Consider the following 22,794-nt stretch of genomic DNA (forward strand, 5'->3'; position numbering starts at 1 on the left):
GTCAAAACAACAACCGAATCCTGAACCGGACAGCCCGATGAAAAAAACCGCAACCGATCTGGACTCGCTTTCCCCCTTCAATGCCGCGCTCGAACAGTCGAGGGGATCAGCGGGAGAACTCGGCAACCATGCCATCGATGAATTCAAAGCCGGCCGGCTCTCGCGGCGCGCGTTGCTACGGCACGCGAGTTTGCTGGGTTTATCGATGGCCGCCGGTGGTTTGATCGGCATGCCCCACGCACGCGCGCAAGCGCCCGCGGGCAAGCCGGGCGGCACGATCCGCGTGGCGCATCTGACGCCTTCGGGCCAGGTCGATCCGCTTACCGTCACCGACCCTGCCGGCCTCGCGCTGATCAATCAGACGGGCGAATTTCTCATCGACGATGACGGTCAAGCGCTCGTGCTCCGCCCTTCCCTCGCGCTTTCATGGAAGCCGAACGAGAAGGGCGATGTGTGGACCTTCAAGCTGCGCCCGAACGTCAAGTTCCACGACGGCCAGTCGATGACCGCGAAGGACGTTGCTGCGACGTTCAACCGGCTTGCCGATCCGGCCAGCGGTTCGGCGGCGCTCTCCGTGCTTAAGGGCGTGTTGTCGAAGGGATCGGTAAAGGTGGTCGACGACATGACGGTCGAGTTCCATCTGGACGCGCCGAACGGCAACTTCCCGTATTACGTTTCTTCGGATACGTACAACGCGGTGATCCTGCCGGCGAATTTCAGCGGCACCTACGAGAAGTCGTTCCCGGGCACAGGTCCGTTCAAGTTCGAAAAGTACACGCCGAAGGTGGGTGCATCGTTTGTGCGCAACCCGGATTACTGGGGTGAGAAAGCGCTGCCCGAGCGCATAACGTTCGCGTTCTACGCCGACGAACAATCGGAACTGCTCGCGTTGCAAGGCCGGCAAGCCGACGTGATGGGCGACTTCACCGTGCAGGGCGGGCTCAGCATGATGACGAATCCCGAGTTCAAGGTGCTCGGCGTGAAGTCGAGCGCGCATCGGCAGATGCATATGCGCACCGACACGGGTCCGTTCAAGGACAAACGCGTGCGCCAGGCGTTGGCGCTGGCGGTGAATCGCGAGGTGCTGGTCAAGGGGCTGTTCAAGGGACGCGCGGCGTTGGGCAATGACAGTCCGTTCTCGCCCGTGTTTCCATCGAGCGATTTGTCCGTGCCGCAGCGCAAGCTCGATGTCGCGAAGGCGAAGCAATTGCTCGCGGCCGCAGGCGTGCCGAACGGTTTCGACGTCACGCTCACGACCGAGAAGTACATGGAGATCCCCGATCTCGCGGTCGTGATCCAGAACGCAGCGAAGGCGGTCGGCATCCGCATCACGCTGAAGGTGGAAAGCCAGGAGCTGTATTACGGCGCGGGCACCTTTGGCAAGTCGGACTGGCTCGATTCGCCGCTGGGCATCACGGACTACGGACATCGCGGCGTGCCGAACGTGTTTCTCAACGCGCCGCTGACCAGCGGAGGCACATGGAACGCCGCGCATTTCAAGAATCCGCAATACGACAAGCTGGTGGCGGATTTCGTGGCGGCGCTCGACGTAGCATCGCAGAAAAAACTCTCGGGGCAAATCCAGGCCTTGCTGCTCGACGAAACGCCGGTCGTGATTCCCTATTTCTACGATCAGCTGATCGTCACGCGGGCTAACGTGAGCGGCGTACGCTTCAATGCGATTTCGCAGCTGTATTTCCAACGCGCGACTATCGGCGCGTAGCCGGTTCATTTTGAATCTCTTAGAGTTTTGCGCTCGTGAAGGTTGACCCGAGGATGCTCCGATCATGAACACGGTCTCTCCTTCCGCCGCGCCGGGCGCGCCGAAAATCAGCTCACGCAGCAACGCCGGAAGCGCCGCGCGCATTGCGCGGTTCGTAGGCGTGCGGCTGCTGCTCGCGGTCATCACGTTGTGGCTGCTGTCGGTGATCGTGTTCGCGGGCGGCCAGTTGCTTCCCGGCGATGTCGGCCGCGCAATCCTCGGGCCTCTCGCCGACGCGCGCGCGGTCGCCGCGCTCAATCATCAACTGGGCGTCGACCGGCCTTTGCTCACGCAATACGCCGGCTGGATCGCGCATTTCCTGCGCGGCGACATGGGCGAGTCGTATTCGTATCGCGCGCCGGTGGCGCCGTTCATCGGCAGTGCGCTGTTGAACTCGGCCAAGCTGGGCGCGCTGGCGTTTATCGTCGTCGTGCCGCTTGGTATTGCCGGCGGCGTTTATGCCGCGCTCCACGAAGGGCGCTGGATCGACCGGACGATCAGCATTGCGGGGTTATCGGCGACAGTCGTGCCGGAGTTCGTCTCTTCCATTGTGCTGATTCTCGTGTTTGGTATCTGGCTGCAATGGCTGCCGATTGAAGCAACGTTTCCACCCGGGTCGAATGTGTTCGTTCAACTGCAGCATCTGATCCTGCCCGTGTTGCCGCTGGTGCTGGTGTTCTTCGGCTACATCGCCCGCATGGCGCGCGCCGGCACCGTTGAAGCACTCGATGCCGACTACACGCGCACAGCGATCCTCAAGGGCCTGCCGCGCCGCGTGGTGATCATGCGGCACGTGCTGCGCAATGCGCTGTTGCCGACCGTCACCGTTGCCGCTACGCAGCTCGGCTACATGATCGGCGGGCTGGTGGTCGTGGAGACGCTGTTCCACTATCAGGGCATTGGCTCACTCATTTATAACGCCGCCAAAGGCAAGGACTTCCCGATGCTCGAAGCCGGCGTGCTGACCATCGGCGTGATTTATACAGCGGCGAACCTGATCGCGGATGCGCTGTACGTTGTGTTGAATCCGCGCTTGCGGGTGAGGAACGCGCAATGAGCACAGCGACCGTCGCGCCCGCACCGCGCAGGGCGCCGCGTTTTGAACGCAGCAAAGCGCTGCTGCGCTCACCCACGTTCGTGGTCGGCGTGCTGATCCTGCTGTTCTGGGTCGCGTGTGCGCTGGTCGGGCATTGGGTCGTGCCGCAGGATCCGTACGCATCCGATCCGTTGAACTCCCTCACCCCGCCCGACGCCACGCACTGGTTCGGCACCGATCAACTCGGCCGCGATGTGTTCGCGCGCGTGATCGTCGGCGCGCGCGACATTCTCACCATCGCACCGCTGGCAACGTTGCTCGGCACGGTGGCGGGGACCGCGGTTGGCTTGATCGTCGGTTACTTCGATGGATGGGTGGACAACGTGATTGGCCGGCTGATCGACGCGGTGCTCGCGTTGCCGCTGGTGATCGTTGCGCTGCTTGCGCTTGCAGCGGTCGGCGCCAGCAACGTCACCGTGATTCTCGTAATCGGCATCACCTTCACGCCGATCACCGCGCGCACGGTGCGCGCGGCCGTGTTCGCCGAACGCAATCTCGACTACGTGCTGGCGGCGCAATTGCGCGGCGAAAATGCGTTCTACATCATGTTCGCGGAGATCCTGCCGAACGTGCTGCAGCCGATCATCGTGGAAGCCACTGTGCGGCTCGGTTACGCCATTTTCGCGGTTGCCACGCTGTCATTCCTGGGCTTCGGCATTCAGCCGCCGTCGGCTGACTGGGGTCTTGCGCTGTCCGAGTGCTACACGCTGATGGCGGGCGGCGCATGGTGGACTGTTGTGTTCGACGCAGCCGCTATCGCTTCGCTGGTCGTGGGCGTGAACCTCGTTGCCGATGGCATCCAAGGAGTGCTCGAACGATGAACGGACCGCCGCCATCGGCCTTCCCTATCTTCGATGGATCGAAGAGCGCCGAAACCGACGCACTCACGCTTGTCGGCCTGACGGTCGCCTACCGTTCGCGCGGGCGCGACCGCGAAGTGCTGCAGGACATCTCGCTGCGGGTCAAACGCGGCGAGGCGTACGGGCTCGTCGGCGAATCCGGCTGTGGTAAATCCACGGCCGCGCTCGCCGTATTGCGTTATCTGCCGCGCAACGGCCGCGTGAAGTCGGGGAAGATTTCGATCGCCGGCCACGACATCGCTTCGATGAACGCCGACGCGTTGCGGCACATGCGGGCCAACGCGGTATCGATGGTTTATCAGGACCCGGGCCGCGCGTTGAACCCGTCGCTGACCATCGCGCGGCAGGTGTCGGAAGCGTTCGAGCTCGCGGGCGCGTCGGTGAGTGAAGCGCTGGAGCACACCATCGACATCTTGAAGCGCGTACGGATCTCGTCGCCTGAACGCGTAATGGATAGTTATCCACATCAATTGTCGGGCGGCATGCAGCAGCGCGTGGTCATCGCGATGGCGCTGGCGTGCAATCCGGCATTGCTGATCCTCGACGAACCCACTACGGGGCTCGACGCCACGGTCGAAGCGGAGGTGCTCGACCTGATCGCGCAACTGCGCGAAGAGCTTGGGACGGCGGTGCTTTTCATCAGCCACAACCTGGCGGTGATCGGCCGGATGTGTGATCGCGTTGGCGTGCTGTATGCCGGGAAGCTTGTAGAAGAAGGCACCACGCGCGATGTATTCGCGCGGCCGCGGCATCCGTACACAGTGGGCCTGCTGCGCTGTTTGCCGACGACGGGACGAAGCAAGGACACGGGCCGGCTCGACACCATTCCGGGCTCGCTGCCGCTGCCGGGATCGGTGACGCAGGGGTGCATCTATGCGCAACGCTGCAAGCTCGCCGATGACCGATGTCATCGTGAAGCGCCGCCGCCGTATCGGGTATTGGCCGCTCATGGCGACCAGATGGCCCGTTGCCATTATCACGAACGCGCAATCGACTTGCCGCGCGCAACGCCGGAGGTTCTAAGCGCGGCTGTCGACAGGACAGATGCACCTATTGCCCTGCGCGCGGAGAATTTATCGAAGACGTTTCATGTTGGCGGAGAGTCGCTGCGGGCCGTGCACGATGTATCGCTGGAACTGGCGCTGGGTGAAACGCTCGGGCTGGTCGGTGAGTCAGGCAGCGGCAAGACGACGCTCGCGAAGCTGTTGCTCGGGTTGCTCTCGCCCGATGCAGGCGGCTCCATAGAACTCGACGGCGCCACCCTGCCCGCGCGCGTGACAAACCGGAACGACGAACAGGTCAAGTCGCTGCAGATCGTGTTCCAGAATCCCGATTCGGCGTTGAACCGGGCGCATTCGGTGCGTCGGCTGATCGCGCGGTCGTTGTCGAAACTCGGCGCGTTGCGAGGGGCCGCGAAGGAAGCACGGCTGCAATCGCTGACTGCCGCCGTGCGATTGCCCGAGCGTTACCTGAGTTCGCGCACGCGGCAATTGTCGGGTGGGTTGAAACAGCGCGTGGCGATAGCGCGTGCGTTCGCCGGCGATCCTCGTGTGGTGGTTTGCGACGAGCCGACATCCGCCCTCGATGTGTCCGTGCAAGCCGCCATCCTGAACCTGCTTGCCGACCTGCAGCGTGAACGTGGCGTAAGTTACGTGTTTATCTCGCACGACCTGCACGTGGTGCGGTATTTGTCCGATCGCATTGCGGTGCTGTATCTCGGCCGGCTGATGGAGATCGGCCGCGCGACGGACGTGTTCGACGGGCCGCATCATCCTTATACCGAGGCGTTGTTGTCATCGATTCCGGCCGTTGGCGATGAACCGCAAGCGCGGGAGCGTATACGTCTTTCGGGTGAGTTGCCGAGTGCAGCGGACCCGCCGTCGGGTTGCGTGTTTCATACGCGCTGTCCGCGCAAGATAGGTGCGATTTGCGAGCAGGAGGAGCCGCCCTATGCGCACGCCGCCAATGGACACAGGATTCGATGCCACATTCCCGTGGCCGAGCTTAAGCGCTTGCAAAAGCCTGGCTGAACCGGCGCGCTGAAGTCGGGCTTGGGCCGGCGTTAAGTCGGCGCTAGGTCGGCGCTAGGTCAGGATTGAAGGAACCAATCGCCGCTCGTTCCCTCATATCGAGTTCAACGTTCGACATGAGGGATCACAATATGAAGCGAAATATCTCCGCGGCGTTCGCGTTTGCAGTTTTCTCCGCGTTGGGCTGCGCCTCTGCCGTCCGCGCACAGCAAACCATTCAACCGCCGCCGGTCGATCCGAGTTTCTCTGCCTATACGCTCGCGCAAGAATGCTCGCAGAGATCCGATAACACCGCGCAAGGCCAGTGCGTAGGCGCCGTGCGCGGCATTGTGCGCGGTTATCAATACGGTGTGCTGTTTCTGGCCCAGCGATCGCAATTGAAGGCCAATGAAACGCAGCGCGTGTCGCTATGCCTGAGCGATACGCCGGTCTCAACGCTGGTCGATGAATTTCTGGCCGACGCCAAGCAAGTCGATGACGCATCGCTCAAGCGCACGCCGGCGGAAGTCGCGGTGCTTGGGTCTGTGTATGCGCACCACGGGTGTGATTAGTCGCTCGCGCCGGTGGACGGGATGGGGTTCGGGGTTCGGGGTTCGGGGTTCGGGGTTCGGGGTTCGGGGTTCGGGGTTCGGGGTTCGGGGTTCGGGGTTCGGGGTTCGGGGTTCGGGGTTCGGGGTTCGGGGTTAGCGGTCGGGTTGATGCCGGTTGCTAGGTTAGCGGTCGGGGTCATTGCTGGGTTGCTGCTTTCCAGGTCTTCGCGAGTTTAGTGTTGGCTGATCTTTTTCGCTCTATTAGCCACTGCGCGTGGCGGCGCGTCATTTCTTTGTCCAAAGCGACAAAGAAACGAAGCAAAGAAAACGCTTTCACCTCCCTAAAAATTAAGTGTCCACAGCGTGCAGTTTTATTTCATTGGTACCCCAAAAGCACGGTGCTCGCCAGAGCGGAGGATGTTTGAACCCCTCCTTCTCGCGAATCCTGACACGAACACGCTTCGCCCCGTACGCTCTCGGGCAAGCACCTTTTCCAAGCAAATCCGCATGGCCTCACGCACTTTCCAAATTCCGTTCCTTTAAAGTTTGGTTGTGTGGTCTGGGCTGCAGAGACGCGTGGCCAGCTTCGCGGATTGCGGACCAAGGTGTACTACTGCTTCAGTTTTTTGCGAAGCGGCTGGTGGCTTGCAGTCATTTTGTCGGGTACGGCCTCACGCATTTTGGAGGCTTTGTTTCCCGAACGGGTTCGCGGCATGTTTCGGCATGCGAACAATTTGGTGGGTGGTTCCAGGCGGATAGCGCGGGGTGCCCCTTGGCAGGTTCAATCACTGGTGGCGAAGCGTGGGGTATCCGTGTTCGGAGAAAGAGGGGTTCACACATCCGTGGCTCTGGCGAGCACCGTGCTTTTGGGGCACCAATGAATGAAAACTGCACGCTGTGGACACTTAGGGTAGAGCGGTGAAAGCGTTTTCTTTGCTTCGTTTCTTTGTCGCTTTGGACAAAGAAATGACGCGCCGCCACGCGCAGTGGCTAATAGTGATAAAGAAAACAGCCAACATAAAACGCGCAAAGACCTGGAAAGCAGCAACCCAGCAATGACCCCGACCACTAACACAGGAACCTGGCACCTTGGCATTGACCCCGACCGCCAACCCCGGAACCCGCGCAACGCAGCACCAACCCTACCGCTAGCCCCAAAAACCCGCCCCTCCATCTCCAACATCTCAAAGCATTTCCAGCGCCCGTTTTGATCTTGGCGGTTTGAACTGAGAGTCGATAAGACTCATTTCTTCCCCCGACAAAGTCACCTCTCGCGCAGCCGCGTTCTCAATCACATGAGCGACAGTCCCCGCTTTCGGGATCGCAATAACCTGCGATTGCTGCAAGACCCACGCGAGCGCGACTTGCATCGCCGACAAACCGCGCGCCTTCGCAATATCGTTCAACACGCTTTGTTTCGGCAGACGCGCGTGATCTACAGGACTGTATGCCATCGCCGGCATATTGCGCTCGCGCATCCACGGCAAGAGTTCGAATTCGGGACCGCGTCGAGCGACGTTATACAGAATCTGGTTGGTCGCACACCGGTTGCCGTTTTCCAGCGCAAAGAGCTCGACCATGTCGTCGGTGTCGAAATTGCTCACGCCCCAATGACGAATCTTGCCCTGCGCTTTCAACGCCTCAAAACCGCCGATCACCCCTTCCAGATCTTCGCCGCCGCGCCAATGCAGCAGATATAAATCGATGCGGTCAGTCTGTAGCCGCTTGAGGCTTCGTTCACACGCGGCCTTCACGCCGGACTCGCTACCGTTATGCGGATAAACCTTGCTGACAATGAATAGCTCGTCACGCCGATCCTTCAAAGCTTCGGCGATCAGCTTTTCACTCTCGCCCTCGCCGTACATTTCCGCAGTATCGATCACGGTCATGCCCAGATCCACGCCTGTTTTAAGCGCCGCAATCTCCGCGCTGCGGGTTCTGGCGCTATCGCCCATTTCCCACGTTCCCTGACCCAACGCAGGGATCTGCTCTCCGCTCGGAAGATGAACCACTTTTTCCTGCGACGTCATGGGCGCTCCCCTTGCTTGCTGAACCGAATGTTGTTGGGCTCGAGTCTTCGGCCTCAGTTCAAACTTTTTTGAGCGCGCGTAAGTGTAATCACATGCACCCACGCACGCTCTGTCCTTCGTCAGACCAATCCCACCACTAGCGGACCCAGCAATGTCAGCAACACATTCGCTAACGCATAGGTGATCGCGAACGGGACCGTCGGCACCGCGCTTTCCGCCTTATCAAGCACGCCGCCAAACGCCGGATTCGCACTGCGCGAGCCAGTCAGGGCACCCGCCAAAAGCGCCGCGTTAGTGTATTTCAACACGTATCGGCCGAACAACATCGTGAGGACGAGCGGCAAGATGGTGACAACCGCGCCCAGCAGAAAGATCGTGAGGCCGCTGTTCTTCACCGTAACCACAGCCGCCAGCCCGGAGTTCAAACCGACAGCCGCCACGAACGCGGCAAGCCCGAAATCCTTCATCAATTGCGACGCCGCCGATGGCATCACGCCGTACATCGGATGCTTGCCGCGCATCCAGCCGAACAACAGCCCGGCCAGCAAGCAGCCCCCGCCGGAGCCCAGCGTCAACGGCACACCGGCTACGTCGACGACGATCAATCCGATCAACAAACCAAGCACAATCCCCACGCCCATGTAGATGAAATCGGTCTTGTTTGTAACCGGCAATTCATAACCCGCTGCATCCACCGCACGCTTCGTATCCTGCGGCGAACCGTAGAACGTGATGACATCGCCATGTTCGAGCTGGGTCTCGGGAAGGATCGGCAGCGGCTGGTCCGCCCGGCGAATTTCCTGCACGAATACGCCGTGGCGCAAATCGCGATCCACGGTCGTGCGCACCGCGGCAATCGTCATGTGATTCATGCCCTTGCGCGTGAACACGCCCTGCCGGTTCTGCATCACGACGCTGATGCCATCGGTATCCGCCACTTCTTCACCAATGTTCGACGCCGCCGTCACCATCACTTCACGCCGGCCGACGACCAGGACGATATCGTCGACTTGCAGCATCACGTCCGGCCGCGGCTCCAGCGCCTTGCCGGCCCGGCGGATTCGCTCGATCGTGATCATGTCGGACTCGGCCATCTCGATCTCGGCGACTGTCCGGCCCGCCGCACCGCTCAAGGCCAACCCTCCGGCATCGGCGCCACCTACGCGCGCCGCCGCACCTTTGCCGCCGGTCACGCGATAAGCGCGCCCGACGAGTTCCGGCATCGCCGCCGTCTGGCCGGCCCCATGCGCGACCGCGCCGCCGAGCAAACTTTTCTCCGCCTCCGCTGCGGCGTCCTTCAAACTCTGCCCCATGAACTTCGGCAAGATATTCACGCACACAATGATCGCGCCCAGCGATCCGAATACGTACGTCACGGCATAAGCGACGGCCACGTCGCCCTGAAGCGCCTTGGTTTCGGCAACCGGCAGCCCGAGCCGGGCGATGGCGTCGCCGGCCGTGCCGATGATCGCCGACTGCGTCAGCGCCCCGCCGGCCAACCCCGCCGCAATCCCCTTGTTCAAGCCGAACAGCTTCGCGCACACCAACACGGTCACGAGCGCCGATACCGCGAGAAACACCGCCATCGCAATCTCACGCAGCGTCTTGCGCGACAGCGAGTTGAAAAACTGCGGCCCCGAGTCGTAACCCACCGCATAGATGAAGATCGCGAACATCACGGACTTGACGCCGTTATCGATCTGGACACCGAACTGACTGATGACGACCGCCGCGAGCAGCGACCCGCCCACACCGCCAAGCTGGAACTTGCCGAAATTGATCTGGCCAATGAAGTACCCCACCGCCAAAGAGAGGAAAAGCGCAATCTCCGGTGACTTCGTGAAAATCTGATGTATCCATTCCATAGTGCCCTCGTTAGTTTCGTATGCGCTGCCCGGCCTGCTGAACCTGATTTCCCGCTGACGCTCCTGCCTATGCACCTATCCTGCTGCTACCACGTGATCCTGCTGCTACCACGTGATCCTGTTCACCCCACCTTCCCCGCGAGCCCGACGATTACGGGCCCCATCAACGGCAGGAGGACGTTCGACAATGCATACGTGATCGTGTAGCCGATCACGGGCGTCGCATTGCCCGTCACCCCCACCAGCGCGCTGATCGCGGGCGTGCTGCATTGCTGGCCGGCGATCGCGCCAAGCAGCATCGGTACTTCGAGTTTCAACAGCCAGCGGCCGACCGCGAGCGACACCAGCGCCGGGCCGAGCGTGATGACCACGCCCGCCAGCGGCAGCGCAACGCCGTACTCGCGGATCAGGCGGATGGCATCGGCCCCGGCCCCCAACCCGACCGCGGCGATAAACGTGCACAGCCCGAAATCCTTGAGCACTTGCGCCGCAGCTGAAGGCAGCGAACCGATCACGGGATAGCGCGAACGGATCCAGCCGAACAGCAGCCCGGACAATAAACAGCCGCCGCCGGTCCCCAAGGCGATCTGCACGCCGCCCATACGCGCGCTCAAATGCCCGACGAGAATCCCCAAGATCACGCCGATACCGAGAAACACGAAGTCGGTTTTCAGCGTCGCGCGGACCACGTAGCCGAGCTTCGCCGCGCCGCGCTGCACGTCCTCGGCTGCGCCGATCAAGGTCAGTACGTCGCCCCGATGCAGCTCCGTCCCCGGCAACGCGGGAATCGTGCTGTCCAGCCGCGTGACGGCCGAGATATAGATACCGTGGCTATCGGCGGGCGTCGCCCGGTCGCGCACTTGCGCGACCGTCAGGCCGTGTACTTCGCGCCGCGTGAGCATGACATCGACAGTGTCAGCGTAGACATCGGCGACATCGCCCCCGGCGACTTCCTCGCCAATGGATGGCAACGCCGCCACGAGCGCCGCGCGGCGCCCGCCGATCACGATCCGGTCCCCCGTCTTCAACACGAGATTCGGCTCCGCTTTGACGATCGAGCGGCCACGCACCACGCGCGCCACGGTAAGCTCGTTGCCATGGCGTTTTTCAAGGGCACTGATGCTCAGATCCGCCGCACTCGTGACGCGGACTTCGCGTGCGACGAGCGACGGCGCCGCCGGCCGCTGGGCCTCCGCCAGCGCGCTGTCGCCACCGAGCGCGCGCCACAGGCGCTCGGCTTCATCGCGCAGATTCACGCGCAGCATGAGCGGCGCGATCTGGCTGGTGAACAACACGATAGTGACGAGCCCGAAGAGGTAACTCACGCTATAGGCAGTGACGATATTGGCCTGCAGCCGGGCGATCTCGGCCGCAGGCAGCCCGAGCTTGCCGATTGCCTCGGACGCCGTGCCGACCACCGCCGATTCCGTCGCGGCGCCGGCAAGCAGACCGGCCGCAGTGCCGCGGTCCAGCTTGAAAAGCGCGACAGCCCCGAGGACCAGCCCAAGCACCACCACGAGTTCAACAACGGATAGCAGCCCATAGCGCCAGCCGCGCCCGATATTCGCGAAGAATTGTGGTCCGCCGGTGAAGCCCAGCGCAAAGATAAACAGGGCGAAAGCAATATTCTTCAAATCTGGTGAAAGGCGCGCACCGCTTTGTCCGAGAATCAGCGCCACGATCAAGGTGCCGCATACGCCGCCGAGCTGTATGGGTCCGAGCTTGAAAGAACCAATGAAAAAGCCGATTGCCAGACTCGCAAACAATGCGATTTCGGGTTGGCTCGCCAGCAAATTCCAGATCATGAAATTATCGCCTCCATTGATTATCTAAATGCAACTATCAAGCGCCCTGGAATGACTTGAATTAAGGATTCGATTAATTATGACCATGATTTTGAGATCGTTGAACAATGTACTTTTTAGACGCCAGTTTGCCAACCGGCAAGTCGGGACGGTAAGAATTTAACGCCCAACTTCATTTGGGCACTCCCCGGGATGGTTTCCGGTCAATAAAACATCTTTATTGGCAACGCCCGGCAGAGCTTATCGTGCCTCGCCGCAGGTTGGATCGCCAGTTTGCATGCAATAAGACAAGTGATATATCGATCTCCTCCAAAAGTCGAATGACTTAACACAACTCCTGAAACATAAATCTGCATAAATCAGACGATCCATTCCAAAATCCGGAGAAGTGTAATTTTTCATTTGCAATGAATTAGCAAATGTGAAAGTCTTGCGGTTAATGTGGAATGCAAACATGAAACGACTGAGATATTGCAATTCCGCATGAGTGTCAATACGCTTTTTGGCACTGATCTAAAAAAATGCCGTATGCGCGGTGATTCGCAATACGGTTCCACGCTGATTTGGACACTGAGAGGTAAGAGACAATGAATCAAATTCATGCCATGCGTGTGTTCGTGCGGGTGTCGGAAACCGAAAGTTTTCGGCGCGCCGCACAACAACTGGATGTATCAAACGCACTTGTGACTCGCGCAATTGCAATGCTGGAAGCGCATTTGCGCACCCGGTTAATCAACCGCACTACTCGCAACCTCTCATTCACAGAAGCCGGCACGCGTTATCTCGAAGGCTGCCGCGCATTGCTCGAAGAACTCGATCACCTCGAGTCAATGGTGGCGCATACCGAAGGCGACCCCAGCGGTACATTGCGCGTAGTGGCGTCCGGATCGCTTTCGCTCATGGCGCTGACGCCGCTGATCGATGGCTTCCGGCAGGTTTATCCGAAAGTGAATGTGCGGCTCACGTTATCCGAGCGTCACGTAGATCTGGTGGAAGACGGTTTCGATGTCGGTATTGTCACGGCATTCATGGTGACGAGCACGGCGTTGGTAGAACGCCCGGTCGCCACTACACGCTGATTCCCGTCGCCACGCCCGCTTATCTGGAAGAGCACGGCTCGCCCAGCACGCCAGCCGATTTGCTGCACCACGCGTTCGTGGCGCTCCCCAGCGAAATGCGCAGCGCCACCTGGCACTTCCGGCACCGCAACAACGGCAGCGCCGACCAGGTCACGCTCGCCCCCGTCTATACGGTCAACAGCGCCTTGATGGTCCGGCTCGGAACGCTTGCGCACATGGGCATTTCGATCATTCCGGAAGGCATTGTCGCGGCGGATCTGGAAAACGGCTCGCTGGTACGGGTGCTGGGTGATTACGCCATTGATGACCCGGACGTGAAGGTATCTATCGTTTATCCGGGACGGCAGTATCTGCCGGCCAAGACGCGCGCCTTCATTGATTACACGCTCGAACATATGGGCCCGGGCGGAGAAGTTGGATTGCCGCAGCCGGAAACCATTCTCTCCCGGCTTTCCATGGTGCCTCCGGCGAGCGCAGTTGCCAGTTGATTTAATTGCCTGCTGGCGGGAGATCGTTCGATGCCAATTCAGATGATCGTCTTCAGCAGCCGGCAATATGATCGCGACGTCTTCATTGAGGCTAACGCCGCGTTTGGTTATTCCCTGCATTTCCAGGAATCACAACTTGACGCGCAAACGGCGATTCTGGCCCACGGGTGCGCGGTGGTATGCCCGTTCGTGAATGACATCCTTGACGAAACTGTCCTGGAAACCCTTCGCGAGGGCGGCACGCAGCTCGTGGCGCTGCGCTCGGCAGGTTTTAATCACGTCGATCTCACGGCGGCAGTCAGGCTCAGGATCGGCGTGGTGCGCGTGCCGGCTTATTCGCCGTACGCAGTGGCGGAGCACGCCGCCGGACTGATCCTGACGCTGAATCGCAAGTTGCATCGCGCCTATGCCAGGACTCGCGATGGCGACTTTTCGCTTAACGGCCTGCTGGGTTTCGACCTGCACGGCAAGACGCTTGGCATTATTGGCACGGGCGTAATCGGGCGGGTATTCGGCCGCATCATGGCCGGCTTCGGCATGACGCTGCTGGCGTTTGATCCTGGAACGCCAGCAACCGATCTTATACAAGCCGGAGCACGTTATGGTTCACTCGATACGCTTCTGTCTGAGTCGGACGTCGTCAGCCTGCATTGCCCGCTTTTACCCTCCACTTATCACCTCATCGATGCCGCCGCACTCGCCCGCATGAAACACGGCGCCATGCTGATTAATACCGGCCGCGGCGGGTTGATCGACAGTGGCGCACTCATCGGCGCGTTGAAAAGCGGGCAACTGGGCCACCTTGGCCTCGACGTCTACGAGGAAGAGAGCGGACTCTTTTTCGAAGACCATTCGAATCACATGCTGCAGGACGACGTGCTTGCGCGCCTGTTGTCCTTTCCCAATGTTATCGTTACCTCTCATCAGGCGTTCTTCACACGCGAAGCGCTTAGCGAGATCGCCACTACCACGCTCGGAAATGTGAAAGCCTGGTTCGATGGCTCTCCGCTCCATCAGGTATTCCCGTAGACAATCCCCATTGCGAAGTTTATCGAGCGGAAGTTTTTATACTTTCCGCGCGATAAATCAGATTTTCGGATAATCTATCTATTCTTCATACAATTAATAATTACTAATTTATCAGGGTTTCATTCCTGTTCGACGGCATGCCGTTTGCTCTATCGCTCTCTTACTGTCGGAATCTCTTATTGCGAGCGAGGGACGGTTGGACGCATTGCAAGACTTGATCGTCGCGAGGCCGGAAGGCCTTTATTGCCCGCCGGGCGATTTTTATATCGACCCGTGGCGTCCCGTCGACCGGGCCATCATTACTCACGCCCATGCAGATCACGCCCGCTTCGGGCACGCCCGTTATCTCGCGGCTGAGCCGGGGGTCGGCGTGTTGCTGTCGCGACTGCCGGGCATCTTGTTGCAAGGCGTTCCCTACAGCGAACGCCTGGTCATCAACGGCGTCTCCGTGTCGCTACATCCGGCCGGCCACGTGCTCGGCTCCGCTCAAGTGCGCGTGGAACACGCGGGCAGGGTCTGGGTGGCCTCAGGCGACTACAAAGTCGAGCCCGATCCCACTTGCGTGCCGTTCGAACCGGTTCGCTGCGACACGTTCATTACAGAATCCACGTTCGGCCTGCCGATTTATCGATGGGAACCGTCCGGTGTGATTTTCGACGGCATCAATTCGTGGTGGCGGCATAACGCGGCTGAAGGACGCGCTTCCGTGCTGTTCTGCTATTCGTTCGGCAAAGCGCAGCGGGTTCTCGGTGGCGTCGATCCGGCCATAGGGCCGATCTTCTGCCATGGCGCCGTGGAGCCGCTGAATCGGGCCTATGTGCAAGCGGGCGTTGATCTGCCGCCGACGCGGCCGGTCAGCGACATCGCCACGAAAGACAAGACCGCGTTCCAGGGCGCGCTGATCATTGCGCCGCCGTCCGCACAAGGCAGCGCGTGGATGCGCCGCTTTGGCGACTACAGCGACGCGTTTGCGTCGGGCTGGATGCGGCTTCGCGGCACCCGGCGCCGACGCGGCCTGGATCGCGGTTTCGTGCTGTCCGATCACGCCGACTGGCCAGGATTACAGACAGCGATTGGCGCAACGGGCGCGGACCGGGTGATCGTCACGCACGGACAGATCGAGCCGATGGTGCGCTGGCTGCGCGAACAAGGTCTGGAAGCGGGCGCATTCACAACCGAATACGGCGATGACGCCATAGAAGCCGACGCGGCGGAAAGCGGCCCGGTGAGTCCGTCAGCGCAACCAGAGCAGCCGGCCGTTGAAGCCCCTCCTTCGCCCGGGGCCGACTCGCAATGAAACGCTTCGCCGCGCTCTACACCGCTCTGGACGGCACCACGTCGACAAAAGAAAAACTCGAGGCGCTGATCGCGTATTTTTCGGCGGCCGAACCCGAGGACGCCGCGTGGGCGTCGTATTTTCTTAGCGGCGGCAAACCTCGACAATCGGTGCCCACCCGCCTTCTCACCGAATTCGCCCGCGAGCGCGCCGGCCTGCCGGAATGGCTCTTCGATGAGTCGTATCAGGCGGTCGGCGATCTGGCCGAAACCATCGCGCATATCCTGCCGCCCGCGCAACGCACATCCGAACTCGGCCTCGCGCAATGGATCGAGGGACGCGTGCTGACCTTGCGCGGCCTGGAGCCGGGCGAGCTTCGAACCCGTTTGCTCGGCTACTGGGACGAACTCGACTGGAGCGAGCGTTTCTTGTTGACCAAGCTGATAGGCGGCGGTTTCCGAGTGGGCGTCGCACGGCAGCTCGTGGTGCGCGCGCTCGCCGAAGTCGCGGGCGTGGATCACAAACGCATCGCCCAGCGCATGGTCGGCTGGACCGACTCGCAGCAAGCGCCGGGCGCGGCGCGTTATTTGCGGCTGATCGCTCCCGAAAGCCCGGACGATGAAAACTCCGCCACGCCGCACGAAAGCGATCTTGGTTTGCCGTATCCATTTTTCCTGGCTCATCCGTTGCAAGCCGATCCGTCGACGCTCGGCGCGCCGTCGGATTGGGTGATCGAATGGAAGTGGGACGGGATTCGCGCGCAACTTGTGAAACGCGGCGGCCGGGTGTGGCTGTGGTCGCGCGGTGAAGATCTCATCACCGAGCGATTTCCCGAACTCGCCTCGCTGGGCGCCGCGCTGGCGGACGGGACTGTTATCGATGGCGAAATTCTCGCGTGGGAACCCGGCGGCGATGCTCCATTGCCTTTCGCGCGGCTGCAACCGCGCATCACGCGCAAGACCTTGTCGAAGAAAGTGCTCGCCGACTCGCCCGCCACGTTTCTCGCCTACGACCTGCTGGAAGCCGAAGGCCGCGATCTGCGCGTCACGCCGCTGATCGAACGCCGCGCGCAACTCGATGCATTGGCCACCGCGTTGGGCGAAACCTTGGCGGTGGACTTGCTGCGGGTATCGCCAATGGTCCAGGCGCCCGATTGGGAAACCCTCGCCACATTGCGCGACGAAAGCCGCGGCCGTGGCGTTGAAGGCTTGATGCTGAAGGGACGTGAATCGATGTATGGCGTGGGACGCACGAAGGCTTCCGGAACATGGTGGAAGTGGAAGATCGAGCCTTACGCCATCGACGCCGTCTTGCTTTACGCGCAACGCGGCCACGGCCGGCGCGCGAGTTTATACACGGATTTCACGTTCGCCGTGTGGGACGAAGCCGATGGCGTGCGCACCCTCGTACCCTTCGCGAAGGCGTATTCCGGCTTGACGGACGAAGAGATGCGCAAGGTCGACGCGGTCGTGCGCAAGACGACCATCGAAAAGTTCGGGCCGGTGCGCAGCGTCACGCCGACACTCGTATTCGAGATAGGCTTTGAAGGAATTCAGGCGAGTCCACGTCATAAGTCCGGCATTGCAGTGCGGTTTCCACGCATGTTGAGATGGCGCACGGACAAGCATATTGACGACGCCGATACGCTCGACATGCTCAAGGGTTTCCTCGAAGGAGCGACGCCATGAGCGCGCCCTCGGACGAAGACGATAGAGACCGTCAGGATACCCAACCAAGTAGCGATGCAAAACGCCGTTCGCCTCGTCCGCGCCGGGTGCCGAAAACACGTGCCGCGCAAGCGAAGGCCGATGCGGTTGCCGAACTATTCCGGCCCGTGCCGATAGTCATCGATCAGGACGCGGCGAACCTGCCGTTCGAAGCACGTCTCGCTGCGTGGTTCGATCGGCACGGCTGGCAAGCGTTTCCGTTTCAACGGGAGGTGTGGAAGGAGATTTCGGGCGGCGCGAGCGGCCTGCTCCACGCGACCACCGGCGCCGGCAAGACGTGGGCGGTGTGGCTGGGCGCGCTGGCCGCCTATTCCGACAAGCTCCCCAGCCGCAACCTGCCCGCGCCGTTGACGGTGCTGTGGATCACGCCCATGCGCGCCCTCGCCGCCGACACCGCCCGCGCGCTGCAAACTGCCGTGACAGAACTTGCCGTGCCGTGGAGCATTGGTATGCGCACCGGCGATACCCCGTCCGCCGAACGCGCGCGGCAAAACAAGCGCATGCCGAGCGCGCTGGTCACCACGCCCGAAAGTCTCACGCTAATGCTCACGCGCGCAAACGGCGCGGAGGAGATGAAGCACGTGCGGCTGGTTGTCGTCGATGAATGGCATGAGTTGCTTGGGAATAAACGCGGCACGCAGACGCAACTCGCCCTCGCTCGTCTTGCGCACTGGCGGCCCGATTTGCAGGTGTGGGGGTTATCGGCGACGCTCGGCAATCTCGATCTCGCTCGCGATGCGTTGCTCGCGCCGGTCAAGACGCCGCGCGTCGTGGTGCGCGGCGCGCAGCCGAAAACGCTGATCGTCGATACGCTGATTCCCGACACCATCGAACGTTTTCCATGGGGCGGTCATCTCGGCACGCGTCAGGTAAGCCCCGTTGCTGCCGAGATCGACCAGGCGCGCAGTTCGCTCGTCTTCACCAATACCCGCTCGCAAGCGGAAGTCTGGTATCAGGCGCTACTTGAAGCGCGTCCCGACTGGGCGGGATTGATCGCGTTGCATCACGGCTCGCTCGATCACGAAGTCCGCGAGTGGGTCGAACTCGGCCTTAAAAACGGCCAGCTGAAAGCGGTGGTCTGCACATCGAGCCTTGATCTCGGCGTCGACTTCCTGCCGGTCGATCGCGTATTCCAGATCGGTTCGCCCAAAGGCGTCGCGCGCCTGATGCAGCGCGCCGGACGCTCGGGACATGCACCGGGACGGGCATCACGGGTCACCATCGTACCGACGCACGCGCTCGAACTCGTGGAAGCGGCCGCGGCGCGCTGGGCCGTCGAGCAACGGCGCATAGAAGGCCGCGAGATGCCCGGCAAGCCGCTCGATGTGCTCGTCCAGCATCTGGTGACTATCGCGATAGGCGGCGGCTTCACGGCCCGGGATCTCTTCGATGAAGTCCGCACGACATATGCGTATCGCGGCCTGACGCAGCAAGAGTTCGACTGGGCGCTGACGTTCGTCGAACGCGGCGGCACGTCGCTTGCGGCGTATCCCGACTTTCATCGCGTGACGCTCGATGCTGACGGCGTGTATCGCGTGCCGCGTGAAGATCTGGTCCGGCGTCATCGCAACAATGTCGGCACGATCGTGGCCAACGCGACCATCAACATTGCGTACATGACGGGCGGCCGGATTGGTGCGATGGAAGAGTCGTTCGTCTCGCGTCTGAAGCCCGGTGATGTATTCACGTTCGGCGGCCGCGCGCTGGAACTCGTGCGCGTGCGCGAGATGACCGCGTACGTAAAACGCGCGACGTCCTCACGCGGCGCGATGCCGCAATGGGCCGGCAGCAAGATGCCGCTCTCGTCCGAACTCGCCGATGCCACGCTGATGATGCTCGCGCGCGCCGTGAACGACATCTACGATGAACCCGAGATGCAAGCCGTGCGGCCGCTGCTCGAACTGCAAGCGAAGTGGTCGGCGTTGCCCGAGCCGGGCGTGTTGCTGGTCGAGCTAATTCGTTCGCGCGAGGGGCATCACTTGTTCTGTTATCCGTTTGCGGGACGGATGGCGCACGTCGGGCTTGGGTCGTTGATCGGCTGGCGCGTGGCGCGCGACCGACCGAGTACGTTTTCCATATCGATGAACGATTACGGCTTCGAGTTGTTATCGGCGCAACCGTTCGACTGGGAGGCGCTCATACAGGACGGACTTTTTTCGCCCGATAATCTCGAACACGACATTCTCGCCAGCCTCAATTCGTCCGAGCTTGCCGCACGGCGCTTTCGCGAGATCGCGCGGGTGTCCGGGCTGATCTTCCAGGGTCATCCGGGACAACAAAAAAGCGCGCGGCAACTGCAGGCATCGAGCGGACTTTTCTACGAAGTTTTTCGCCGGCACGACAGCGGCAACCTGCTGCTTGCGCAGGCCGAGGAAGAGGTGATGTTGCAAGAACTGGAACTCGACAGAATACGGGCCGCGCTCAAAAGCATGAGCGCGAGCCGGCTCGCGCTGACGCGACCGAAGAAGCCGACGCCCTTTGCGTTTCCGCTGATTATCGCGCGGTTGCGGGAGAAGGTGAGCACCGAGAAGATGTCCGATCGCGTCTCGCGCATGCTCGCCGATCTGGAAAAGGCGGCGCGCGCATGATGCTCGAGGCATTGACGGTGGATATTGGCGGGCATGCGCTGGTGTTGTCGGCGGCACGGGCGGCGTTCGATCCGGTGCGGCAGGCATTGTTCGTCGCCGATGCGCATATCGGCAAGGACGCCGTGTTTCGCGCCCGGGGCATTCCGGTGCCGGAAGGTTCGACGGCGGAAACGCTTGCGCGCCTGGACGCCTTGATCCTCATGCACCGGCCGGCGACGATCGTATTTCTTGGCGACTTGCTGCATGCCCGTGAGTCGCACGCGTTGACCACGCTCGGCGCGCTGGCCGAGTGGCGCGAGCGGCATGCCGGCTTACGGCTGATTCTGGTGGAAGGCAATCATGATCGCCATGCCGGCGGGCCGCCCGACGCGCTCGCGCTCGACGTGGTCGACGAGCCGTACAGGTTCGGGCCTTGGGCGCTGTGTCATTACCCGCAGCGCGTGGCGAATGCGTATGCGTTGGCGGGGCATGAACATCCGGTGTACCGCGTCGCCACGCGACGCGATAGCGCGAGATTGCCGTGTTTTCGTTTTGGTGCCGATGCCGGCGTGCTGCCTGCGTTCGGTGCGTTTACCGGCGGCTTTGAGGTGAACGAAAGCGCGCGCGGCGAGCGGATCTTCGTGGTTGCGGGGGAACGCGTGATGGCGGTCCGAACTCAGTGATAAGTCATCTTCGATGACGTCAGCTTCGTCAGCGTGCCGCGCTGGAACCTGTACCAGCCATCGGTACTTCTCAGCACCACTTCGTCGCGCTGCCAGAAAACCCCGGTGAGTTTCATGCGCTTTGTCATGCGCTCAACCGTGGGCGGGCGCTTGGTGAAATCGTAGAGAACGAGTTCCGGCGCGCCGGTATCGAATGCTTCGACAAGCATCCGCGCCCCCGACGGCTCCTCGAAATGCGCAATGCGGCTAGCGTCCAGCTTGTCGAACGGTTTGCCATCGATTTGCGCTTCGATCGTGGCGCCTTCTTGAACGAAGACCACGCTCCCACCCGTGGTTCGAATGGGTCCCGCGCTCGCGTCGGCTTCCTGAGCAAACACCTCCGGCATGACCGCGAACATCAGCAGCGCGGCAACCATCGACGGGAAAAAATGCCGGAACGCGGTCATGAAGGTCCTTGGTTGAAAGGCAGAACCCGCAACCTAGTCCGCCCGATGGCAAAAAGCAACACCGAACGGCTCGGAGCAGCCTGAAAACCCAACTCGTTGAATCAACTGTACAAATCTCAGGGTTTTCACCAAGCAAACCCGACAGCGTTCGGTACAATTTGATCCCTTCAGCTTGCCCGAGCCTGCGTTCTTCACTCCGATAACGCGCGACCGGCCAGCACAGTCATTGCTCACTCCATGCCTCTGCCCCTTCTCGCCCTCGCCATCGCCGCGTTCGGTATCGGCACATCCGAATTCGTCATCATGGGCCTGTTGCCCAACGTCGCGCGCGATCTCGGGGTGTCCATCCCCGCGGCCGGCATGCTTGTGTCGGGTTATGCGCTGGGCGTGACTATCGGCGCGCCCATTCTCGCTATCGTCACCGCGAAAATGCCGCGCAAGAAAGCGCTGATGGGCCTGATGGGTGTGTTCATCGTCGGCAATCTGCTGTGCGCCGTCGCGCCGGGTTACTGGATGCTGATGATCGCGCGCGTCCTGACCGCGTTTTGTCACGGCGCGTTCTTCGGCATCGGCTCGGTGGTCGCCGCGGACCTGGTCGCGCCGAATCGTCGCGCGCAAGCCATTGCGCTGATGTTCACCGGCCTCACGCTCGCGAACGTGCTCGGCGTGCCGCTTGGCACGGCGCTCGGTCAAGTAGCCGGCTGGCGCGCGACCTTCTGGGTAGTCACGCTGATCGGCTTGGGCGCGGCCGGTGCGCTGGCCGTGTGCTTGCCGAAGCACATCGAGATGCGGGAATCGAGTATCTTGCGCGAATTCAATGTGCTCAAGAATCCGCAAGTGCTGATGGTGCTCGGCATCAGCGTGCTGGCATCGGCGAGTCTCTTTTCCGTGTTCACGTACATCACGCCGATCCTCGAAGACGTCACCGGTTTCTCGCCGCATGCGGTCACGTTGGTGCTGCTGTTGTTCGGGCTTGGATTGACGGTGGGGAGCACGCTTGGTGGCAAGCTCGCGGACTGGAAGTTGTTGCGCTCGCTGCTGACGTTCCTTGTATCGATCATCGTGGTGCTGGCCATTTTTGCCGGCACGATGCACGCCGCCATTCCCGCGATGATCACCGTCTTTGTTTGGGGCGTGCTCGCTTTCGCGATTGTTCCGCCGTTGCAGATGTTGATCGTGAATCGCGCGAGTGATGCGCCGAATCTTGCGTCGACGTTGAATCAGGGCGCTTTCAATCTTGGCAACGCGATAGGCGCGTGGCTCGGCGGGATGGCAATCGGCGCGGGTGCAGCGCTTAGCTCGCTGCCTTGGGTAGGGGTGCTGATGGCGTGCTGCGCGTTTGGATTGACCCTGCTGTCTGCGTCGATGGATCGACGGGCGCGGCGGGCGAGTATCGGGGTGGTTTAGTTCGCTCGCGCCGGTGGACGGGGGGCAGGTTCTGGGGTTAGCGGGCGGGGTTAGTAGTCGGGGTCAATGCCGGGTTGCTGCTTTACAGGTCTTCGCGCGTTTAGTGTTAGTTGT

At 61.5% G+C, this 22,794-nt stretch carries 15 protein-coding genes and 1 pseudogene; 12 read left to right on the forward strand and 4 right to left on the reverse strand.

Annotation, left to right across the window (positions count from 1 at the left end; genetic code table 11):
* Nucleotides 1–37: 37 nt before the first annotated feature.
* From ACSQ83_RS02050 to ACSQ83_RS02070, 5 genes are all read left to right on the forward strand, one after another.
* Complete coding sequence (locus tag ACSQ83_RS02050; protein ID WP_436227063.1) at nucleotides 38–1,723, forward strand: ABC transporter substrate-binding protein; 1,686 nt, start codon at nucleotides 38–40, stop codon at nucleotides 1,721–1,723.
* Nucleotides 1,724–1,787: 64 nt separating this feature from the next.
* Nucleotides 1,788–2,819 (forward strand): ABC transporter permease, encoded by a 1,032-nt coding sequence (locus ACSQ83_RS02055; protein ID WP_414950949.1) that lies wholly within the window; start codon nucleotides 1,788–1,790, stop codon nucleotides 2,817–2,819.
* Nucleotides 2,816–3,679: an ABC transporter permease gene (locus ACSQ83_RS02060; RefSeq protein WP_414950948.1), complete on the forward strand. Its 864-nt coding sequence runs from the start codon at nucleotides 2,816–2,818 to the stop codon at nucleotides 3,677–3,679. The genes ACSQ83_RS02055 and ACSQ83_RS02060 overlap by 4 nt, the downstream gene beginning before the upstream one ends.
* Nucleotides 3,676–5,748: an ABC transporter ATP-binding protein gene (locus ACSQ83_RS02065; RefSeq protein WP_436227064.1), complete on the forward strand. Its 2,073-nt coding sequence runs from the start codon at nucleotides 3,676–3,678 to the stop codon at nucleotides 5,746–5,748. Before ACSQ83_RS02060 ends, ACSQ83_RS02065 begins: the two co-directional genes overlap by 4 nt.
* 131 nt (nucleotides 5,749–5,879) lie before the next feature.
* Entirely contained in the window at nucleotides 5,880–6,299 is a 420-nt protein-coding gene (locus ACSQ83_RS02070) for a hypothetical protein (protein ID WP_436227065.1), read from the forward strand.
* A 1,163-nt stretch (nucleotides 6,300–7,462) separates the two neighbouring features.
* Here the strand turns inward: ACSQ83_RS02070 and ACSQ83_RS02075 are convergent.
* The 3 genes from ACSQ83_RS02075 to aspT (ACSQ83_RS02085) form a co-directional block, all read right to left on the reverse strand.
* The gene (locus ACSQ83_RS02075) at nucleotides 7,463–8,308 is read right to left on the reverse strand and encodes an aldo/keto reductase (RefSeq protein WP_436227066.1); all 846 of its coding nucleotides are present in this window, start codon (nucleotides 8,306–8,308) and stop codon (nucleotides 7,463–7,465) included.
* 119 nt (nucleotides 8,309–8,427) lie between these two features.
* Complete coding sequence (gene aspT / locus ACSQ83_RS02080) at nucleotides 8,428–10,173, reverse strand: aspartate-alanine antiporter (protein WP_436227067.1); 1,746 nt, start codon at nucleotides 10,171–10,173, stop codon at nucleotides 8,428–8,430.
* A gap of 122 nt (nucleotides 10,174–10,295) precedes the next feature.
* Entirely contained in the window at nucleotides 10,296–11,978 is a 1,683-nt protein-coding gene (gene aspT / locus ACSQ83_RS02085; RefSeq protein WP_436227068.1) for an aspartate-alanine antiporter, read from the reverse strand.
* Nucleotides 11,979–12,583: 605 nt separating this feature from the next.
* Between aspT (ACSQ83_RS02085) and ACSQ83_RS02090 the strand changes: the two are divergent.
* From ACSQ83_RS02090 to pdeM, 6 genes and pseudogenes are all read left to right on the forward strand, one after another.
* Nucleotides 12,584–13,545 (forward strand): annotated as a pseudogene (locus ACSQ83_RS02090) (LysR family transcriptional regulator).
* A gap of 36 nt (nucleotides 13,546–13,581) precedes the next feature.
* Entirely contained in the window at nucleotides 13,582–14,574 is a 993-nt protein-coding gene (locus ACSQ83_RS02095) for a 2-hydroxyacid dehydrogenase (RefSeq protein ID WP_436227089.1), read from the forward strand.
* Between the two features lie 196 nt (nucleotides 14,575–14,770).
* Nucleotides 14,771–15,871 carry a ligase-associated DNA damage response exonuclease gene (locus ACSQ83_RS02100; RefSeq protein WP_436227069.1) on the forward strand — a complete coding sequence of 367 codons (1,101 nt, stop codon included), beginning with the start codon at nucleotides 14,771–14,773 and terminating at the stop codon, nucleotides 15,869–15,871.
* The gene (locus tag ACSQ83_RS02105; protein WP_414950940.1) at nucleotides 15,868–17,538 is read left to right on the forward strand and encodes an ATP-dependent DNA ligase; all 1,671 of its coding nucleotides are present in this window, start codon (nucleotides 15,868–15,870) and stop codon (nucleotides 17,536–17,538) included. The genes ACSQ83_RS02100 and ACSQ83_RS02105 overlap by 4 nt, the downstream gene beginning before the upstream one ends.
* A complete protein-coding gene (locus ACSQ83_RS02110; protein ID WP_436227070.1) occupies nucleotides 17,535–20,165 on the forward strand; it encodes a ligase-associated DNA damage response DEXH box helicase in 2,631 nt (876 codons plus the stop codon). The genes ACSQ83_RS02105 and ACSQ83_RS02110 overlap by 4 nt, the downstream gene beginning before the upstream one ends.
* On the forward strand, nucleotides 20,162–20,827 hold the full coding sequence (gene pdeM, locus ACSQ83_RS02115) for a ligase-associated DNA damage response endonuclease PdeM (RefSeq protein WP_414950938.1): 666 nt from the start codon (nucleotides 20,162–20,164) through the stop codon (nucleotides 20,825–20,827). Before ACSQ83_RS02110 ends, pdeM begins: the two co-directional genes overlap by 4 nt.
* On the opposite strand, the gene ACSQ83_RS02120 is transcribed toward pdeM, so the two are convergent.
* Nucleotides 20,821–21,273, reverse strand: coding sequence for a hypothetical protein (locus tag ACSQ83_RS02120; RefSeq protein WP_436227071.1), 453 nt, complete (start codon nucleotides 21,271–21,273; stop codon nucleotides 20,821–20,823). The genes pdeM and ACSQ83_RS02120 overlap by 7 nt on opposite strands.
* A gap of 237 nt (nucleotides 21,274–21,510) precedes the next feature.
* Between ACSQ83_RS02120 and ACSQ83_RS02125 the strand changes: the two genes are divergently transcribed.
* A complete protein-coding gene (locus ACSQ83_RS02125) occupies nucleotides 21,511–22,680 on the forward strand; it encodes an MFS transporter (RefSeq protein WP_436227072.1) in 1,170 nt (389 codons plus the stop codon).
* The last annotated feature ends 114 nt before the right edge of the window (nucleotides 22,681–22,794 follow it).

Origin of the sequence: Caballeronia sp. LjRoot29, assembly GCF_964252755.1 — a bacterium.
In the GTDB taxonomy this organism is placed as follows: Bacteria; Pseudomonadota; Gammaproteobacteria; order Burkholderiales; family Burkholderiaceae; genus Caballeronia.

What these genes read in the sequence shown, in the direction of transcription:
- ACSQ83_RS02110 (WP_436227070.1), top strand. Translation starts at nt 17,535, where the DNA reads ATGAGCGCGCCCTCGGACGAAGACGATAGAGACCGTCAGGATACCCAA.
- ACSQ83_RS02070 (WP_436227065.1), top strand. Translation starts at nt 5,880, where the DNA reads ATGAAGCGAAATATCTCCGCGGCGTTCGCGTTTGCAGTTTTCTCCGCG.
- aspT (WP_436227068.1), bottom strand. Translation starts at nt 11,978, where the DNA reads ATGATCTGGAATTTGCTGGCGAGCCAACCCGAAATCGCATTGTTTGCG.
- ACSQ83_RS02055 (WP_414950949.1), top strand. Translation starts at nt 1,788, where the DNA reads ATGAACACGGTCTCTCCTTCCGCCGCGCCGGGCGCGCCGAAAATCAGC.
- ACSQ83_RS02075 (WP_436227066.1), bottom strand. Translation starts at nt 8,308, where the DNA reads ATGACGTCGCAGGAAAAAGTGGTTCATCTTCCGAGCGGAGAGCAGATC.
- aspT (WP_436227067.1), bottom strand. Translation starts at nt 10,173, where the DNA reads ATGGAATGGATACATCAGATTTTCACGAAGTCACCGGAGATTGCGCTT.
- pdeM (WP_414950938.1), top strand. Translation starts at nt 20,162, where the DNA reads ATGATGCTCGAGGCATTGACGGTGGATATTGGCGGGCATGCGCTGGTG.
- ACSQ83_RS02125 (WP_436227072.1), top strand. Translation starts at nt 21,511, where the DNA reads ATGCCTCTGCCCCTTCTCGCCCTCGCCATCGCCGCGTTCGGTATCGGC.
- ACSQ83_RS02060 (WP_414950948.1), top strand. Translation starts at nt 2,816, where the DNA reads ATGAGCACAGCGACCGTCGCGCCCGCACCGCGCAGGGCGCCGCGTTTT.
- ACSQ83_RS02105 (WP_414950940.1), top strand. Translation starts at nt 15,868, where the DNA reads ATGAAACGCTTCGCCGCGCTCTACACCGCTCTGGACGGCACCACGTCG.
- ACSQ83_RS02065 (WP_436227064.1), top strand. Translation starts at nt 3,676, where the DNA reads ATGAACGGACCGCCGCCATCGGCCTTCCCTATCTTCGATGGATCGAAG.
- ACSQ83_RS02120 (WP_436227071.1), bottom strand. Translation starts at nt 21,273, where the DNA reads ATGACCGCGTTCCGGCATTTTTTCCCGTCGATGGTTGCCGCGCTGCTG.
- ACSQ83_RS02050 (WP_436227063.1), top strand. Translation starts at nt 38, where the DNA reads ATGAAAAAAACCGCAACCGATCTGGACTCGCTTTCCCCCTTCAATGCC.